The organism is Streptomyces europaeiscabiei (assembly GCF_036346855.1).
Lineage (GTDB): Bacteria > Actinomycetota > Actinomycetes > Streptomycetales > Streptomycetaceae > Streptomyces > Streptomyces europaeiscabiei.
Genome location: NZ_CP107841.1, coordinates 1,525,207 through 1,543,538 on the forward strand (window position 1 = coordinate 1,525,207; position 18,332 = coordinate 1,543,538).

Here is an 18,332-nt window from a genome sequence, read left to right on the forward strand (position 1 = left end):
CGTGAGGAGCCATGCCCGATGGACAACCGCCGCCCCCCGCTCGCGCCCGTGTTCCGCAGTCTGCCGGAGTATGTGCGGCACTGGGCCGAGACCACCCCCGACCGCCGGGCGTTCACCTTCGTCGACCATCCCGCGCCGCACTCGCGGGGCGTCCACCGCACCCTGACCTGGCGCAGGCTGGACCTGCGGATGCGGGCCGTGGCCGCCCGGCTCGCGGCGGAGGCCGAGCCCGGGGCGCGGGTCGCGGTGCTGTGCCCGCAGGGGACGGAGTACGTCACCGCCTTCCTCGGGGCGCTCGCCGCCGGCCTGGTCGCCGTACCGCTGTACCCGCCCGGTCTGCCCGGGCAGGGCGACCGGCTGTCGGCGGTCCTGACGGACGCGTGCCCGGCGGTCGTCGTCACTACGGGCCACACCCTCGCCGAGGTACGGGAGGTGTGCGAGGGCCGGGCGGTGAAGGTCGTAGCCGTGGACCACGTGCCGGACGCCGCCGCCGACGACCGGGGGCAGTCCACGCCCGACGACACCGCCGTCGCCTACCTCCAGTACACCTCCGGCTCGACCCGCACCCCGGCGGGCGTGGAGATCACCCATGCCAACGTCGTCGCCAACGCCCGCCAGGCCCTGTCCGCCTACGGTGCCGACGCCCATCCGGTGACCTGTGTGGGCTGGCTGCCGCTGTACCACGACATGGGGCTCGTGCTGAGTGTCGCGGCGCCGGTGGTGCGGGGGCTGCTGTCGGTGCTCATGGACCCGGTGGCCTTCCTGCACGAGCCCGTGCGCTGGCTGCGGCTGCTGGCCGCGCACCCGCGCGCGCTGAGCGCGGCGCCCAACTTCGCCTACGACTACTGTGCTTCGACGGTCACCGAGGCGCAGAAGTCCGGGCTGCGGCTGGACGGCGTCGCCGCGCTGATCAACGGCAGCGAGCCGGTCCGCCCCGGCACGGCCGACCGTTTCCACGCCGCGTTCGCCGCGCAGGGCCTCGTCCCGGAGACGCACTGCCCGTCGTACGGGCTGGCCGAGGCGACCGTCTTCGTCAGTGCCGCCCGCCCCGGGGAGCAGCTGCGCGGGTTCGCGCTCGACCGGGACGCCCTGGCCGCCGGGAAGGCCCTGCCCGCGCGGCCCGACGATCCGAGGGCGGTGCTGCTGGCCGGCTGCGGCGCACCGGCCGGCCAGCGGGTGCGGATCGCCGACCCGGTGTCGCGGGCCGCCCTGTCCGAGGGGGAGGTCGGCGAGATCTGGGTGCAGGGCCCCAACGTGGGGCGGGGCTACCGGAACCAGGACCGGCAGACGCGGCGTGTCTTCGGCGCCGTACTCGCCGATGCGACGGCGGGTCCGGGCGAGTGGCTGCGGACCGGCGACCTGGGGACGGTCCTGGACGGGCAGTTGATCGTCACCGGGCGGCTGAAGGACCTCATCGTCGTCGACGGGCGCAACCACTACCCGCAGGACGTGGAGGCCACGGCCCAGGACGCGCATCAGGCCGTACGGCGGGACCGGCTCGCCGCGTTCGGTGTGCCGGGCGGCTCCGGGGAGCGGGTGGTCGTCGTCGCGGAGCACGCGCGGACCGTGCCGCTCGCCGACATCGACGTACCGGCCTTCGTGCGGACCGTACGCGCGGCCGTCTCCGCCCGGCACGGGCTGCGGCTCTCCGCCGTCGTCCTCGTCCCACCGGGCACGGTGCCCCGTACGTCCAGCGGGAAGGTCTCGCGGGCACTGACCCGTGAACGCTATCTGGCGGGTGCCTACGCGGTGGGGGGCGCGGAATGAGAGTAGTGCGGGACGACCGGGACGACCTGCGGCGGCCGGCCACCGGTGGTGAGGAGGGCACGGTGCGACGGCTGATCGCCGAGCAGGTGGCCGCCTGGAGCGGTGGGTCCGCCGAGGACGTGCCGATGGACCGGCCGCTCGCGGATCTCGGGATGTCCTCGCGGGACGCGGTCGTCCTGGCCGGGGAGCTGTCCCGGGCGACCGGCCGTGAACTGCCGGCGACGCTGGTGTGGGAGGCGGCCACGGGGGACGCACTGGTGGCACGCCTGTGCCGTACGGCGGCGGACATCGCCCCGGTGGCGGCCCCGCTCCGTGAGGCACCCGCGCCCGGTGAGCCCGTCGCGGTCGTCGGGATCGGCTGCCGGCTGCCCGGGGGCGTGCACGGCCCGGCGGAGTACTGGCGGTCGCTCTGCGCGGGTGCCGACGCGATCCGGCGGGTCCCCGAGGACCGGTGGCGGGACTTCACGCCGTACCCGCCCGCCGACGCACTGCCGTACGGCGGCTACCTGGACGACATCGCCGGGTTCGACGCGGACTTCTTCCGCATCACCCCGCGCGAGGCGGCCGTCATGGACCCGCAGCAGCGGATCCTTCTGGAGGTCGTCCAGGAGGCCCTCGACCACGCCGCCGTCCCGGCCGCGTCCCTCGCGGGCAGCGCCACCGGTGTCTTCGTCGGCGTCTCCGCGCCCGAATACGGACAGCTCACCGGCGCCGACCCGGCCGCCGTCGACCCGTGGGCGCCTGCCGGCGGGGCGCTGAGCGTGGCGGCGGGCCGACTGGCGTACGTCCTGGACACGCGGGGGCCGAGCATGGCCGTCGACACCGCGTGTTCGTCGTCGCTGGTGGCCGTGCACCACGCGTGTGTCAGCCTGCGCACGGGCGAGAGCGATCTCGCGATCGCCGCCGGGGTCAACCTGCTGCTCTCCCCGGCCGTCACGGTCGCTTTCCGGCGGGCGGGCGCCCTCGCGCCGGACGGGCGGTGCAAGCCGTTCTCGGCGGCGGCCGACGGCATCGGCCGGGGCGAGGGCTGCGCGGCCGTGCTCCTGAAGCGGCTGTCCGACGCCGAGCGGGACGGCGACCGCGTCCTCGCCGTCGTCCGCGCCACCGCCGTCAACTCCGACGGCCGCTCCAACGGCCTCCTGGCACCCAACCCCGCCGCCCAGCAGGCCCTGCTGACCACCGCCTACGCGCGGGCCGGTCTCTCCCCCGCGCACATCGACCACGTCGAGGCGCACGGCACGGGCACCCCGCTGGGCGACCCGATCGAGGCGGGCGCGCTCGGCGCGGTGCTCGGGACGGGCCGTGACCCCGACCAGCCGCTGCTCCTCGGCTCCGTCAAGGGCAACCTGGGCCACCTGGAGTCCGCCGCGGGCATCGCCGGCCTGGTGAAGACGGTGCTCGCACTGCACCACGACCTGATTCCGCCCTCGCTGCACTGCGCCGAGGGCAGCGCCCTGAAGGACGACACACGGCTGCGGGTCGTGACGGAGGCCGAGCCGTGGCCCCGGTACGGCGGTACGGCCACCGCCGGGGTCTCCGGGTTCGGGTTCGGCGGCACCAACGCCCACGCGGTCCTGGAGGAATGGCGGCCCGGCGCCCTGCTTCCGCCCCCGGCCGAGGAACCCCCGGCCCGCCTCCACCTCCTGTCCGACACCGACGCCACCCGCGTCCGCGACACCGCCGACCGGCTGGCGGACTGGCTCGCCACGCCCGAGGGCAGCGCCGCGCACCCCGCCGACGTGGCGCGCACGCTCGCCGGACGCGCGGGGAGAGGTTCCGTGCGGGCCGCGATCGTGGCGGGAAGCCGCGCCGAACTGGCGGACGGACTCGACGCGTTGGCCGACGGGCGACCCCACGCGCGGGTCATGGTGGGCGACCGGGATCTCGCAGGACGCGGCCCGGTGTGGGTCTTCTCCGGGTACGGCAGCCAGTGGTCCGGCATGGGACGCCGGCTGCTCGCCGAGGAACCCGCCTTCGCCGCGGCCGTGGAGAAGCTCGACGCGCAACTGGCCCCCGAGTGCGGGCTCTCCCTCTACGACCACCTGGCCACGGGTGGCGGCCTCGACCGTCTGGAGGTCGCCCAACCCGTCCTCTTCGGACTCCAGTTGGCGCTGGCCGAGCTGTGGCGGGCACACGGGGTCGAGCCCGCCGCCGTCATCGGCCACTCCCTGGGCGAGGTGGCGGCCGCGGTGTGCGCGGGCGCGCTGGAGGTGTCGGACGCGGCCCGGGTCGTCGCGCTACGGGCCCGGCTGCTCAGCGGGCTGCGGGGCGGGGCGATGGCGGTGGTGGACCTCGCGGACGACGAACTCGCCCTTCTGGAAAGGGACTTCCCGGGCGTGCATGTCGCCGTGCACTCCTCGCCCGGCCAGAAGGTGGTCACCGGGGAGGAGGAGGCGGTGGCCCGGCTGGTGCGCCGACTGGAGGAGGAGGGGCGGGCCGCGCGTGCGATGCGCGTGGTCGGGGCGGGCCACTCCCCCCAAGTGGATCCGCTTCTGCCGGAGTTGACGGCAGGGCTCGCGGACATCCGGGCCGGGCTCCCCCAGGTCCCCGTCTACTCCACCGTGCTGGACGACCCGCGTGGCGACTGTGTGTTCGACGCCGCGCACTGGGCCGCCAACCTGCGGCGACCCGTGCGCCTCGACCGGGCCGTCGCCGCTGCCGCCGCCGACGGCCACACCGCGTTCGTCGAACTCTCCCCCCACCCGGTCCTGACCCTCGCGATCACGGACACCGCCCCCGGAACGCTCGCCCTCGGCACCCTCCACCGCGACGCCGACACCCCTGCCGACTTCCTCACCCAGGTGGGCACCCTGCACACCGCCGGGTACCGGCTCCCCCTGCCGCCGGGCCGCGTCATCGACCTGCCCGGGCCACGCTGGCGGCATGTGCGGCATTGGTGGACGGACGGGAGGCCGGGGGTCACGGCGGCGGGCTGGGCGACGGCGGGCGGGGGGGAGAGGCACCACGAGCCCGGCGGGATCCACGTGAGGACCGGGGGCCCCGAACCGGGCCGGGTCACCGTGACGACCGAAGGCCGCGTGACGCCCGACGGCCACGAACCAGGCCGGGTCACCATGACGCCCGACGGCCACGAACCAGGCCGGGTCACCATGACGACCGACGGCCGCGTGGCGCCCGGACGGCACATGCCGCAGGCGGACCGTCCGGCGGCAGGAGGCCACGTCGCGGAAAGGGGCCACGTCGTGGCAGGGGGCCCCGGACCGGATGGCAGCCGGCAACCGGACGGGCGTCGTGGACCGGATGGCAGCTGCGGGCCACAAGGGCGGCGCGTCGCGGAAGACATATCCCTCTCCGTCTCCGCCCGCCTCTGTCACCACATCGCCGCCGTCACCGGGCATTCCCCGACCCGCATCACCCCGGCCACCGCCTTCGCCGAGCTGGGCCTGGACTCCCTGATGGCGGTGCGCATCCGCGCCGCGCTGCAACGTGAGTTCAGCATCGAACTCCCCCTGCGCGACCTGCTGGGCGCCGCCACGGTCGAGGACGCGGCGGCCCACATCATGCGGGCGTTGCCGGGGGAGACGGCGCCGCCCCGAGACGTCGAGCGGCCGGTGTCACCGACCGGGCCCGAGGGGGCGTCGCGTGAGAACGCCCCGCCCCTCCCCCTTCACACCGCCGACTCCCACCCCTGGCTTCGGCGCTTCGACACGCCCGGCCCCCACCCCTCACTCCAGCCCTCGAACACCCCCGGCCCCCACCCCCCGCTCTTCCTCGTCCACGCCGCCGGCGGCACCACCGACGTGTACCGGTCCCTCGTGGAACGGCTCGGCGGGGAGCGGCCGGTGTACGGGCTGGAGCGGGTCGAGGAGGCCCGTACGGTCGTGGAGAAGGCGCGTCGTTACGCCGAGACGGTTGCCGCCGTGCACCCCGACGGGCCCTGCCTGTTGGGCGGTTGGTCGTTCGGCGGCTTCGTCGCCCAGGAGGTGGCGCGGCAGCTCACGGCCGCCGGGCGGGACGTACGGCTGGTGGTGCTCCTGGATTCCGTACGGCCGCTCCCCCACCCCGAGGGCACGCCGGCCGAGCGGATCCGCGCCCACTTCACCGGCTTCGCCCGCCATGCCGCCGACACCTACGGAGCCGAACTGGCACTGCCGTACGACGAGTTGGCCGCGACGGAGGACGACGGCGAGCGCGTCGACACGGTGCTGCGGGCCCTGCGGGAGGCGGCCGACGTGCCGCAGGCAGCCCTCGATCACCAGCGGGCCTCCTATCTGGACCTGCGGATCGGCGAGGCACACCGGCCGGGCTGCCACGACGGGCGGGTGGTGCTGTACCGGGCCACCGAGCCGGCCCCGCACACCGTGCGCGACCCGGCGTACGAGCGGGACGACGAGGCGCTCGGGTGGGACGAGGTGTGCCCGCGTCTGACCGTCGTCCGGGTCACGGGCCACCATCTGTCGCTGCTCGACCCGCCGCACATCGACGAGATCGCCGCCCATCTGCGGCGGGAGCTCGCCGGGGAGACCCGCTGAACCCGATCCGAGGAGAGCCGCCGTGCCCGACCACACCGACCGTCACACCGACCGTACCGACCACAACGACCTCACTGCCCCCGCCGACCACACCGACCTCACCGACCGCCTTGGCCGTACCACCGGAGTGTCCCGACGCTCCGTCACCAGGGCGGCCGCCACCACCGCCGTGGCCGCCCTCTTCGGCGCCGCGACCACCGGCACGGCCGGGGCAACCACCCGCCGGACCACCTCCAGCCGGACCACCAGCCGCGCCGGCGCAGGCCGGGCCGCCGCCGCAGCCACCACCCCGACCATCCCCACCGCCCGGTCCGTCACCCGCCTCGGCCCCCGTACCGTCGACGTCTCCCTCCCCTCCGCCGCCCTGGGCCGGAACGCCACGGTCCGGCTGATCCTCCCCTCCTCGTTCGACGCGCGGCCCGCCCGGACGTACCCCGTGCTGTATCTGCTCCACGGCGCCCACGACGACTACACGTCATGGACCCGGGAGACGGACATCGAGGCGTTCACGGCGGGCCGGGAGCTGATCGTGGCGATGCCGGACGCGGGCCCGACCGGCATCCCCACCGCCTGGCGGGGCGGCCCGGACTACGAGACGTTCCAGGTGGGCGAGGTCCCGGCGCTGCTCGCCCGCGACTACCGGGCGTCCGGGGTCCGGGCGGTCGCCGGGGTCTCCACCGGCGGCTACGGGGCGATGGCGCACGCGGCACGTCACCCGGGGACGTTCAGGGCGGCGGCCTCGTACAGCGGCATCCTCGACACGACGGCACCCGGGGTGCCGACCCTGATGGACGCCATCGTGGCCCGCGAGAACCTGGCGCCCCTGTCACTGTGGGGCAACCCGATCCTGAACCTGCTCACCTGGCGGGACTTCAACCCGCGCTCCCGGGCGGCGGGGCTGCGCGGCACCTCCCTGTACGTGTCGAGCGGCAGCGGAGTTGTCGGCGGCATCGGCGACTGGCTTCCCGAGGCGCTGGAGAGCGTGCTGTGGCCGTCCGCCCACGCGTTCACGGACACGCTAGCCCTGTTGCGGGTCCCGGTGACCACACACTTCTACGCCGGCGGAGGGCACGGCTGGGCCTACTGGAAGCGGGAGTTCGCGGCGTCGTGGCCGGTGCTCGCCGGTGCGCTGGGGGTGCCGGCGTGAGGCCGGTGCCGTCGGGGCACGGAACGGAGCGCAGGGGACGTCCGTCCAACCCAGGACTGACCCCTCGCCCCACGGGCACCGGCCCGCGGGTGAGCCGCTTCCGGGTGAAAGGAGGGTCCGCCTTGGCTGCCCCCACCCCGCCGCACGGTGTACCGGACGGCCCCGACGCCGCCCCGGTACCGCCCGAACTGGCCAAACTGCTGCGCGACCAGTTGGAGGAGGTCGCCGACCAGGTGGAGGAGGAGGTGTGCAGACAGGTCCCGGAATACGCCTCCCGGTCGGTTGACGGAGCGAGCCGCGCACTGCTCAGATCGGGGGTCGTGCAGGCGCTCACCCTGTTCGTCGACCACATCGCCGATCCACGCGGCCGGGGAGACTCGATCACCGCGATCTACCACGAGCTGGGGCGTGGCGAGGCGCTGGAGGGCCACAGCCTCGAAACGCTGCAGTCCGCGCTGCGGGTCGGGGGGCTGCACGCCTGGCGGCTGCTGGGCCGCACGACGGAGGAACTCGGGTTGGACTCCTCGGTCATGGCCGGGCTGGGTGAACTGGCGTTCCGGACGGTGCACGAGGTGGCCGAAGCCGCGGCGGCGGGGTACGCGGAGGGCCGGCTGCGCAGCACGGACGAGCTGGAACGGCGCCGGGGGCGGCTGCTCGCCCTGTTGCTGGGCGAAAGGCCGGTGTTGCCGGAGGCGGTGCGTGACCTGGCGCACGGCGCCCAGTGGTCCGTGCCGACGCACGTCGCGGTCGTCGTCCTCGCGGCCTCGCCCGACCGGCGGGAGGAGCGGCCGTTGGCCGCCGCCGGGGCGCTGGTGGATATGGAGTCCCGGCCACCACGGATGCTCGTGCCCGACCCGGACGGCTCGGGCGGCTTCGGCGGCCGGGCGTTCACGCTCGCGCTGCGGGGGCGGCCGGCGGCGATCGGGCCTTCGGTTCCGCTCACGGAGGCCGCCAGTTCGCTGCGCTGGGCCACCCGTGCGCTCGGGCTGATGGGGCGCGGCATCCTGCCCCGGCAGGGCGTGGTGCGCTGCGCCGACCATCTGTCGACGCTGCTGCTGCACAGCGACGAACCGATGCTCGCCCAGCTCCGGACACAAGTGCTGGCCCCGCTGGACACGGTCGCGGAGGGGCCGCGCGGCCGGCTCGCCGAAACCCTCCTGGCGTGGCTGCTCGGCGGCAGCAACGTGCCCGAGGTCGCCGCCCGCCTCCACATCCACCCGCAGACGGTCCGCTACCGCCTGCGCCAGCTGGAGAAGCTCTTCGGCGACGCCCTGCACGACCCCGGCGCGCGTCTGGACCTCATCCTCGCCCTGCGCGCGGAGGCATTGCGGGACGATGACACGTTCACCTCATAAGAATACCGACTCGCCTCGGGCGGACTCACTTCGGAACAAAAACGAGGGTGAATTCTGAATTCCCGTCCATAACACTGGGTCCGGCCAAGCGAATACCTTCGGGACGTCCTTTCCACAGGCGCACTCCGCGCCCCACCCTCAAAGGATCCCCATGCGTATCCGCTTGTGCCTCGCCGCCCTCTCGCTGGCCGGCGGGGCCGGACTGGCCACCGTCTCGGCACCCACGGCCACGGCCGCGGCCTGCACGGACATCGACGTCGTCGCGGCTCGCGGCACGTTCGAGCCGGGCACGCTCGGCTTCATCGTCGGCGACCCCGTGTATTCCGCGCTGCAGAAGAAAATCGCGGGCAAATCCCTGTCCAGCTACAAGGTGAACTACCCCGCGGACCTTTCTCTCACCTCGGCCGCACAGGGCAACACGGATCTGGTGAACCATGTCAGGAGCCAGGCCGCCTCCTGTCCGAACCAGCGTTTCATTCTCGTCGGCTATTCACAGGGCGCGAACGTCGTCGACAACTCCATCGGCATCAGCAGTGCCGGCGCGGTGGTCGGCAGCCCCATCGTGGCCACCATCCCCGCCGCGCTCGAACCCCGGGTCTTTGCGGTGCTGCTGTTCGGCAACCCCATCCGGGCCATCGGCAAGAGCGTCACCGGCACCTATCAGAGCCGCACCATCGACTTCTGCGCGGCCGGTGACCCCGTCTGCGAGAACGGCGGCGGGGACGTGGGCGCCCACCTCGGCTACCGCGCGAACGCCGATGCGGCGGCTGCCTTCGCCGCGACCAAGGTCTGACCCCACGCACGCACCAGGGCGAAGGGCCCGGGAGATCCTCCCGGGCCCTTCTTCCATGGGGGCGATGGCTACTCGGGGTCCCGCGCGAACCCGGTCAGGCTCGTGGAGACCGGCTCGGGACGGCCGTTGTTCTGGGTGGGCGCGGCGGTCAGTACGTCCAGGTGCTGGTAGCCGTCGGCGACCACGGGGTCGAGATCGGCCGGGACCCGGCCCGCCAGCAGCCCGTCGCCCGCGAGCACGGTGAGCGTCGGGTTGGCGGTGAGCCCCGCCGGGTGGACGACGAGCCGCTTCACCTGGGGTGACGTGGCCAGTTGGAGGTCGGTGACCAGCTTGGTCGGGAAATACTGCTCGGTGAAGTCCAGCGGCTGCTGGGCCATGCTGCGGGCCAGCTCCTGGATGTCGGTGACCTCCTTGCCCGCGTCGGTGAACGGGGTCCCGTCGGCCGACCGGTACCCGGGGTCGTCGGCATCGCCCACGCGGTCGTAGTTCCGCCAGGTGTAGAGCGGGCCGCCCGGCCGGTCGGGGATGGCCTTGTACTCACTGCCGAACAGCGCCGGTTGCTCCTCGCCCCCGTTGGCGACGGGGAAGTTCTTGTCGACGACCGGCCCGCCATCGAAGAAGCCCACGCTGCTCTGCAGAAACGCAAGCGGTACGGAGTGGTCGTCCATCAGCGCGCCGAGGATCGCCTCGTTGGTGAGCCGGAAGTCCCTCACCGCCGGTGAGCCGGACAGGAAGGTGGCAGTGTCCTCGGAGAACAGGAAGCGGTTGCTGACCTCGATGTTGGTGTTGCGGGGCAGATGGTCCGGCAGGGTGGCCTCGCCGTCCGGGTCCTGCAGCGCGCCCAGGCCGGCGATGGCCAGCAGAGTCATCATCTCGGGGTTGAGGAGCACCGGCGCGGACAGCGAGCGCGGCAGCAGTCCGCTGTCGAGCCCGGCCTGCACGGCGCCGTGACCGAGGCCCACGTCGGGCAGGTTGGTGTCGTCCGGGATGCTGCCGCTCAGATCGGCGAGCGAGGTGGAGACGGTGGTGTCGAGGGCGAAGTGGCCGGCGCACTGGTTGTACCCGGCGTCCGCCGTGGTGGACCGGTCGCCGTCGAAGTCGGCGGTCGCGAAGTACCCGGTGATGACACCGCCCAGGGAGTGCCCGCCGCACAGCACCTTCTCCTTGCGCACCCGCTGGTCGGGCAGCTCGGCGGTGAGCAGGTCGTACTGGTCGCGGACGGTTCGCTCGATGCCGAGCCTCGCCATCCAGCCCAGGTCCGCGTTGCCGACGAACCCGTCGAAGGTGCGGCCCGCGACCTGCTTGTCACGGTAGTAGTAGTCGACGGCCGTGTGCTGGTCGCCGGAGGCCACCCCGGTGCGGTCCTCCAGGCAGTTGGAGCGCCGGTCCAGGGCCCAGAACTCGATGTGCCGGCCCTGTGCGGCGGCGCGGGCGACGGTGTTGCGGGCAACGCTGTCGAAGGCTCCGGCGCCTTCGAGGATGCCCGGCTGGGCGACGAGGATCCGGTCGGCGTCGGCCGAGGCCGCCGGCCCGTCGGCGGACCGGTAGCGCAGGTACGACAGCCAGTCGCACGCCGCCGGCCGCGCCCCGAAGGACGCCGGCAGTGGCGCCCTCACCCGCACCACCGTCTCGGTCACCCCGCCGACCGGGCTCGTCGACGCCACGGCGGTCTCGGTCCGCGCCTCCCCGCCCCGGGCGTCCGGGGCGGCCCCGGCCAGCGCCCCGACGGTCAGCAGCACCGCCGGCGCGACACCTCTCAGCGCCCTGAGGGTCTTCCCTTTCCTGCGACTCGTGTTCATGTGGGGACGGTAGGACCGCGACAACGGCCCCACCGCCCCATGCTCACAACAACGCAGCTACCGTCGGCACCTTTGTCACCAGGCTCCAACTCACTGTTCCACAGCCATGGTTACAGCCCGTCGCTCACCATCGCGGCGACGATCCGGACGTGCCGGTCGGCCGCCGTGCCGGAGAACTCGTTGTCGTAGTTCAGTCCGTACGGCCAGAAGTGGCCACCGCCGGTGGAGATCTTCGCGCTCGACCCGTCGTACTGCCGGACGAGCGCCGTGGCCCGCGCACCGGTCCACGTACCGCTGCCGCCCAGTCGCGACCAGCCCGAACTGGTGCCCACGCCTATGGTGTGCGCGATCTCGTGCAGCGCGGTCCGCTCGTTCATGTAGCTGCGGTTGCTGCCGAAGCGGATGGTCCCGTTGATGTTCCCGTCGGCGGTGGGGACGCCGGGCTCGTAGCGGACGGTGATGTTCTTCCCCAGGTCGCTGAGGTTGTTGTACCGGGCGATCGCGGCGTTCATGGCCGATGTGATGAGGTTGTACGCCGTCTGCTGGTCCTGCGTCGGGTTGCTCGCCCGTACGAGGGTCCACGTGATGGTGGCCGCCGCGGCCTGCTCCCGGGGTACGGGCGCGGCCTGCGGTGCGGCGTGCGCGACACCGGGTCCGGCGAGCAACGCGGCCGCCAGCGCGGCCACGACCACCTTCTTGCGCGGTGAGTTCATCGGGGTCTCTCCTGCGTTTCGTGGGGGGTGTGGGGGGTGTGGGGGGTGTGGGGGATGCTCAGGCACCGATCCTTCCGGTGCCTGCCCCGGCCCGTACGAGGGCCGGGACGTTCGCGGCGGGGTCCAGCGTGTAGGAGTAGTAGGTGCGCGGCTCGGTCACCGTGCCGTTGGTCTCGCAGGTGCCGGACCCTGCGAAGTGGTTGTTCCGCTGGACCAGCCGGCCCGGCCCGGAGGCGTCGTAACCACTCGCGGAGTAGCACGGGTTGGGGACCCCCTCGAAGTGGTTGCCCTCGACCACGACGCCCGCGTTCATGGTCGAGGCGACGCCGTAGACGGCGTTCCCCTTGTAGTAGTTGTTGTAGACGTGCACCGGTTCGCCGAAGCGGACCCGAGGGTGCCGTTGCCGTGAGCCGTCGAAGAAGTTGTGGTGGATCGAGACCTTCAACTTCCCCGCGTCCTGGCTGCCGTTGCCGTCGGAGTGGCCGAGCAGCATGCTCTTGTCGGTCTTGTTGAACCAGTTCCAGGACACGGTGACGTACTCGGCGCCGCGCACGACGTCGACGGCCCCGTCGAGGGGCGCCACGAACTCGTTGTGGTCGATCCAGATGTGGTGGGACCCCTGGCCGACGTTGACGGCGTCGTCCTCGGCGCCCGTGAACCTGATGTTCCGCACGATGACGTTGTACGAGCGGTAGAAGTCCAGCCCGCCGCCGTTGACGACGGCCGAGGAGCCGACGCCGACGATCGTCTTGTGGGGCCGGACGCCCTGCTTGCTGGTGATGTCGACGGTGCCCTGCACCCGGATGACGAGCGGGCCCACCGTGTCGATGTACTCCAGGAACTGCTCGGTGGTGGTGGCGGTCACGGTCGCGCCACCCGCTCCCCCGGTGGTGCCGTTCTGCCCGAGCGCGTCGACGGCGGCGAAACCGGTGGGGGACGTCTCCGCCCGGGGTGCCGCTTCCGTGCCGGCGACGGTATCCGCCTCGACGGGCGCGGTCGCGCCGAGCAGCAGGGCGAGCGTGAGCGCGGGGACTGTACGTAACGACCTCATGTGGTCTCTCCCGGGACGAGTGGGGGACGTTCCTGGGCCGTGCCGATCGGTCGTGCGAATCCGTCGTGCGAATCCATGCGCACAAGGACTAGAAAGCGCTTTCAGTTTCCTGAATGCTAAGCACGTGTTTTGGCCATGTCAACGGAATCGCGTTCGTCTCGTGTTGTGGAAGGGAGTGTCGTGACCCCACGACATCGCATCGTCAGGGCATTGGCGCCCATGGTCCCCCTGGTGCTCGGCGCCGGCCTGATGTCCGCCCCGCCGGCAACCGCGGACGCGACGGTCTCGGCGGCGCAGAACGCCGTCACCGTACGGATCGACCCGTCGTACCAGCAGCAGGAGTTCGAGGGTTGGGGCACGAGCCTCGTCTGGTTCGCCAACGCCACGGGCAACTACCCGGAGCCCATCCGAAGACGGCTCGTCGACATGCTGTTCGGTGAGGACGGGCTCAATCTCAATATCGCGCGCTACAACATCGGCGGCGGCAACGCCCCGGACGTCCGCAAGGACTACATGAAGGCCGGCGCGACGATGGACGGCTTCTGGAAGGCCCCCGAGGGCACCACCCGGCAGGACATGGAGTGGTGGGACCCCGAGAACCCGGACCACTGGGACTGGGACGCCGACTCCGGCCAACGCTGGTGGGTGGACCAGGTCAAGGACAAGATCACCAAGTGGGAGGCGTTCAGCAACTCACCGCCCTGGTTCCAGACCGTCAACGGCTATGTCTCCGGCGGTTTCGACGCGAACACCGACCAGATCCGAGCGGACCGCGTCGACGAGTTCGCCGCCTATCTGGTGCGTGTGACCGAGGAGATGGAGAAGCGGCACGGCATCGACTTCGACACCATCGCCCCGCTGAACGAGCCCAACACCAACTACTGGGGCACCCAGATCGGTGCCAACGGCCAGCCCACCGGCGGCCGTCAGGAAGGCGCGCACGCGGGCCCGGCGCTCCAGCAGAAGGTTCTTCTCGCGCTCGACAAGGCGCTCCAGGGAGCCGCGACCGACGCCGAGATCTCGGCGATGGACGAGACCAACCCCACGATCTTCACCCAGAACTGGAACGCGTACGACGCCGCCGCGCGGGCGGCCGTCCCCCAGCTGAACGTGCACACCTACGGCACCGGCATGCGCACCAGCGCGCGTGACATCGCCAAGGGCGCGGACAAGAAGCTCTGGATGAGCGAGGTCGAGGGCACCTGGGGCACCGGCAGCGACTTCACGAGCATGGAGCCGGGCCTCGGCATCGCCACCCGCATGGTGGACGACATGCGTGAACTGGAGCCCTCCGCCTGGGTGTTCTGGCAGCCCGTCGAGGACTCCATTCCGCAGGCCGCGGCGGGCAAGAACTGGGGCAGCATCCACGTCCCGTTCAACTGCACGGCCACGGACACCCTGGAGACCTGCCCGATCCGGGCCAACTCCAAGTTCCACACCATCCGGAACTTCACCCACCACATCCGCCCCGGCGACCACTTCGTGAAGGTCGACGACCCGTCCAGCGTCGCCGCCGTCAGGAAGTCCGGCCGTTCGGCCACCGTGGTCCATGTGAACAGCGGTACCACCGCCCGTTCCGTCACCCTCGACCTCTCGCGCTTTCGCAAGGTCGCCTCCGACGCCACCGTCACCCCCGTCGTGACGAGCGCCGACGGCGCCCTCGTCAAGGGCACCCCGGTCCCGGTGACCGACCTCTCGGCCACCCTCGACGTCCCCGCCAAGTCCGTCACCACGTTCCTGGTCGAGGGCGTCCGCGGTGCGGCGAAGGACGCCTCCCTCGTCCAGCCCGACCACGTCTACCGCCTCCAGGGCACGCAGAGCGGCAAGTCGCTCACCCCGTCGGAGGACGGCACCGGCGTCGTCCTGCGCACGAACGACGCCGCGAGCGTGCGGCAGTTGTGGGCGGTGAAGCAGCTGACCCCCGGCACCGACAACCGCGAGCGCTACGCCCTGACCAACGCGGGCACCGGCAAGCGGCTCGCCGTGCGCGACAACCAGGCCGTCCTCGACGACCCGGCCGACGGCGAGGTCCCGGCGGCCGCGCAGTGGGTCATGTCGACCACCGGCGACGGCAGTTGGACGTTCGTGAACGCCGCCACCGGCCGTCTCCTCGACGTCACCGGGCAGTCGTCGGCGGACGGCGCCAAGGTGTCGACGTACACCCCGACCTCGGCGAACAACCAGCTCTGGGCGGTGCGGGACGAGACCGTGCAGAGCACCGAGCCGGCCGAGGCGTTCACCGTCCCGGATGTGCGGCCGAAGCTTCCGGAGACGGTGACTCCGGTGTTCCCGGACGGTGCCCGTGGCTCCCTGCCCGTGGAATGGAACCTGCCGGCGGACCGTAAGTGGCGCAAGCCCGGGACCGTACGCGTCAAGGGTGAGGCGACCGATGTCCTCGGCCGGAAGATCCCCGCGGAGGCCCTCGTCACCGTCGACACGATCACCTCGACCGCCCCGGGCCGCGCCAAGACCTACGAGGGCGGCGAGCCCGCACTCCCGACGACGGTGGTCGGCATCGGCCGGCACGGCGGCCGGACCAGCCTCCCGGTGACCTGGGACGCGGCACCCGACGGGGCGTTCGACAAGACCGGCGTCGTGACCCTGTCCGGTACGGCGGAGGTGGTCGACGGCTCCACGGTCGACGCGACCGTACGCGTCCAGGTCACCGAAGCCGCGGAGACCAACATCGCGCCCGACACGGGCGTCTCCGTCGCCGCCACCTTCACCGAGAGCGGTTACTCCGCCGAGCGGCTGCGCAACGGCAACACCGCCGAGAAGGCCTGGTCCAACTGGAAGTCGGGCACCAAGAACCCGTCCGACACGATCACCTTCGGCCTCCCGAAGGCCCGCGACCTCAACCGGATCGTCGCCCACTTCCACCGGGACGGGACCAACGTCTCCTTCCCCCAGAGCCTGAAGGTGCAGGTCCAGGCCACCGCGAACGGTCCGTGGACCGACGCGGGCGGTTCCGTCGCGGTCGGCACGGAGGGCACACCGGTGATCGACGTCCCGCTCGACGCGGGCCCGGTGACCGGAGTGCGCGTGGTCATGACCGCGCGTCAGGGCGGCTACATCACCATGGGTGAGATCGAGGTGTACGCCAAGACACCGGGCGTCTCCTCGGACGCCGCCGCCTCCTCCGTCGAGGTGGCCGGCAAGCCGATCGGCTCCTTCGACCCCGACACCACCGCCTACCGGGTCGTCACCGACGACCCGGCCCGAGCGGAGGTCACGGCGACGGCGCGCGACCCGTACGCGACCGTCACCGTGGACCGTGACGACGAGGCCGACGGTTCCGGCCGGATCTCGGCCGTCGTCACCGTGCGCAGCGAGGACGGTTCGCAGACCCGGAAGTACCGGATCGAGCTGGTGCGAGGCTGAAGCGACCGGCGGGGACCGGTGACGGTCCCCGCCGGCCGGCGCGCGTCCCGGGTCAGGTGCTCGTGCAGGCCGCCCCGTTGAGCGTGAAGCTCGTCGGTGCGGTGTTCGTGGCGCCCTTGCTGCCGATGAACCCGGCCGTCACGGAGCCCGCGGCCGGGATGGTGGAGGTGTAGGAGACGGGCTTCACGCTCACCGCGCCACCGCTCTGCGTGGCGGTCCCGCCCCACATGTTGGTGATCGTCTGACCGTTGGCGAAGGTGAAGGCCAGCGTCCAGCCGCTGACGGCGGTGGCGCCGGTGTTGCGGATGACGATCTCGCCCTGGAAGCCGCCGGGCCACTCGTTGGTGGCCCGGTACGTCACGGAGCAGTTCCCGGCGGGTGTGCCGCCGCCCTCGTCCGTCGTCACGTTCACCGTGCCCGACCGGTTCGACCGGTTCCCGGCGGCGTCACGGGCGTAGACGGCCAAGGTGTACGCCGTGTCGGCGGTGAGGCCGGTCAGGGTGACGGAGTGGGTGGTGGAGGCGGCGAGCTTGGTCTCGGTGGAGCCGCTCACCCGGACGATGTCGTAGCCGGTGACGCCGACGTTGTCCGTGGCGGCGGTCCAGGAGAGCGTGGCGGAGGTCGCCGTCACCGCGGAGGCGGTCGGGGTGCCCGGGGTGGTCGGCGCCTGGGTGTCGCCCGGGGTGCCGCCGCCGAAGACCGTGGCTTCCTTCGCCGTCTGCGCGATGCCGTCGGCGCCGTTGAAGATGCGCTGGCCCCAGGCGCTGAGCTGCGTGGGGTCGAAGCCGATCGACAGGTCGAGCACCGGGTCGGTGTTGCCGCTCCAGGACCAGGCCAGGTAGCCGAGGTCCAGCTCCTCGGCGGTGGCCATCATGGTGTCCTCGTCCGGATCGCCCCACTGGTCGGCGGGCCCGCCGAACTCGCCGATGAGGAGGGGCAGTCCGGCGTCCACGAAGGCGCCCAGGTAGTCGGTGATCTCGGCGGCGGTGTCGAAGACGCTGTACATGTGGATCGAGAAGATCAGGTTGCCGGTGGTGTCGGCGTCGTACACGGACTGGGCGTTGGCGCGCATGACGCCCTGCCAGTCCTGGCCCCAGTTGGGCGCGTCCACCATGATCGTGTGCTCGAAGCCGGCGGCCCGCAGTTTCTGCACGGCGGCGATGGTGGGGGCGGTCCAGCCCGCCGGGTTGGTGTTGCCCCAGGGCTCGTTGCCGATGTTGACGATGACGTAGTTCTCCTCGCCGGCGAGGACGCCCTTGAGGCTGATCCAGTAGTCGGCCGCGTGGTCGAGCGTGCCGGCCGCGGCCTCCTCGCCGTATCCGGTGGTGTCGTGCACCTCCAGGACGCAGATGAGCCGGTTGGCCTTGCACTGGGCGACGACGTTCGCCACGTCGGCGGGGCTGTTCCTGGTCCAGCGGTGTCCGTCGGACAGGACGACGCGGACGGTGTTGGCGCCCAGCGCCTTGATGTCGGCCAGCGACTGCGTCTCGCCCGGGTACCAGGTGTGGGCGTGGTTGACGCCGCGCATCACGAAATCGTTGCCGTTGCCCTCCAGCAACCGGCCGTCGCTGATGTGCAGGCCGGTGGCCCGGACGTCGGGCGCCGACTGGGCCAGGGCGACGGCCGGGGCGAGCACTCCGAGGAGCGTGAGGCCGATCAGGCCCGCGAGTCCGGCCAGAAGGGCGCTCAGGGGGTTTCTTCGCTGCGTGCTTCTTCCAGTTCTCATTGCGACTCCAGGTGGGGGTGGGCGCCGAGAATTTCAGGCATCAAAGGTCCGGGGATGGCTTGGGAGGTCCGGGGATGGCATGGGAGCGCTCCCATGAACCCATCTCG

10 protein-coding genes are annotated in these 18,332 nt (G+C 72.4%); 6 read left to right on the forward strand and 4 right to left on the reverse strand.

What is annotated here, in order from left to right:
* Positions 1-18: 18 nt before the first annotated feature.
* The 5 genes from OG858_RS06380 (at position 19) to OG858_RS06400 (ending at position 9,555) form a co-directional block, all read left to right on the forward strand.
* A complete protein-coding gene (locus tag OG858_RS06380) occupies positions 19-1,767 on the forward strand; it encodes a fatty acyl-AMP ligase (RefSeq protein ID WP_319265749.1) in 1,749 nt (582 codons plus the stop codon).
* Positions 1,764-6,260: an acyltransferase domain-containing protein gene (locus OG858_RS06385; RefSeq protein WP_328545059.1), complete on the forward strand. Its 4,497-nt coding sequence runs from the start codon at positions 1,764-1,766 to the stop codon at positions 6,258-6,260. Before OG858_RS06380 ends, OG858_RS06385 begins: the two co-directional genes overlap by 4 nt.
* A 127-nt stretch (positions 6,261-6,387) precedes the next feature.
* Complete coding sequence (locus tag OG858_RS06390; RefSeq protein WP_328545354.1) at positions 6,388-7,407, forward strand: alpha/beta hydrolase; 1,020 nt, start codon at positions 6,388-6,390, stop codon at positions 7,405-7,407.
* A 122-nt stretch (positions 7,408-7,529) separates the two neighbouring features.
* Positions 7,530-8,762: a helix-turn-helix domain-containing protein gene (locus tag OG858_RS06395; protein ID WP_086748335.1), complete on the forward strand. Its 1,233-nt coding sequence runs from the start codon at positions 7,530-7,532 to the stop codon at positions 8,760-8,762.
* Positions 8,763-8,913: 151 nt separating this feature from the next.
* Entirely contained in the window at positions 8,914-9,555 is a 642-nt protein-coding gene (locus tag OG858_RS06400) for a cutinase family protein (RefSeq protein WP_319068492.1), read from the forward strand.
* A 68-nt stretch (positions 9,556-9,623) separates the two neighbouring features.
* Here the strand turns inward: OG858_RS06400 and OG858_RS06405 are convergent, their stop codons facing one another.
* The 3 genes from OG858_RS06405 to OG858_RS06415 all read right to left on the reverse strand — a co-directional run bounded on the left by OG858_RS06405 (position 9,624) and on the right by OG858_RS06415 (position 13,118).
* Complete coding sequence (locus tag OG858_RS06405) at positions 9,624-11,354, reverse strand: hypothetical protein (protein WP_086748337.1); 1,731 nt, start codon at positions 11,352-11,354, stop codon at positions 9,624-9,626.
* Positions 11,355-11,464: 110 nt separating this feature from the next.
* Positions 11,465-12,067, reverse strand: a complete 603-nt coding sequence (locus OG858_RS06410) for a hypothetical protein (protein ID WP_086748338.1) — start codon at positions 12,065-12,067, stop codon at positions 11,465-11,467.
* Between the two features lie 58 nt (positions 12,068-12,125).
* Positions 12,126-13,118: a pectate lyase family protein gene (locus OG858_RS06415; protein ID WP_086748339.1), complete on the reverse strand. Its 993-nt coding sequence runs from the start codon at positions 13,116-13,118 to the stop codon at positions 12,126-12,128.
* 219 nt (positions 13,119-13,337) lie between these two features.
* On the opposite strand from OG858_RS06415, the gene OG858_RS06420 reads away from it, so the two are divergent.
* A complete protein-coding gene (locus tag OG858_RS06420) occupies positions 13,338-16,499 on the forward strand; it encodes a glycoside hydrolase (protein WP_328545353.1) in 3,162 nt (1,053 codons plus the stop codon).
* Between the two features lie 52 nt (positions 16,500-16,551).
* On the opposite strand, the gene OG858_RS06425 is transcribed toward OG858_RS06420, so the two are convergent.
* Entirely contained in the window at positions 16,552-18,225 is a 1,674-nt protein-coding gene (locus tag OG858_RS06425) for a cellulase family glycosylhydrolase (protein WP_328545058.1), read from the reverse strand.
* Positions 18,226-18,332: the final 107 nt, after the last annotated feature.

Coding starts and splice junctions, on each gene's coding strand:
- OG858_RS06380 (WP_319265749.1), top strand. CDS start 19: ATGGACAACCGCCGCCCCCCGCTCGCGCCCGTGTTCCGCAGTCTGCCG.
- OG858_RS06385 (WP_328545059.1), top strand. CDS start 1,764: ATGAGAGTAGTGCGGGACGACCGGGACGACCTGCGGCGGCCGGCCACC.
- OG858_RS06400 (WP_319068492.1), top strand. CDS start 8,914: ATGCGTATCCGCTTGTGCCTCGCCGCCCTCTCGCTGGCCGGCGGGGCC.
- OG858_RS06405 (WP_086748337.1), bottom strand. CDS start 11,354: ATGAACACGAGTCGCAGGAAAGGGAAGACCCTCAGGGCGCTGAGAGGT.
- OG858_RS06410 (WP_086748338.1), bottom strand. CDS start 12,067: ATGAACTCACCGCGCAAGAAGGTGGTCGTGGCCGCGCTGGCGGCCGCG.
- OG858_RS06415 (WP_086748339.1), bottom strand. CDS start 13,118: ATGAGGTCGTTACGTACAGTCCCCGCGCTCACGCTCGCCCTGCTGCTC.
- OG858_RS06420 (WP_328545353.1), top strand. CDS start 13,338: ATGGTCCCCCTGGTGCTCGGCGCCGGCCTGATGTCCGCCCCGCCGGCA.
- OG858_RS06425 (WP_328545058.1), bottom strand. CDS start 18,225: ATGAGAACTGGAAGAAGCACGCAGCGAAGAAACCCCCTGAGCGCCCTT.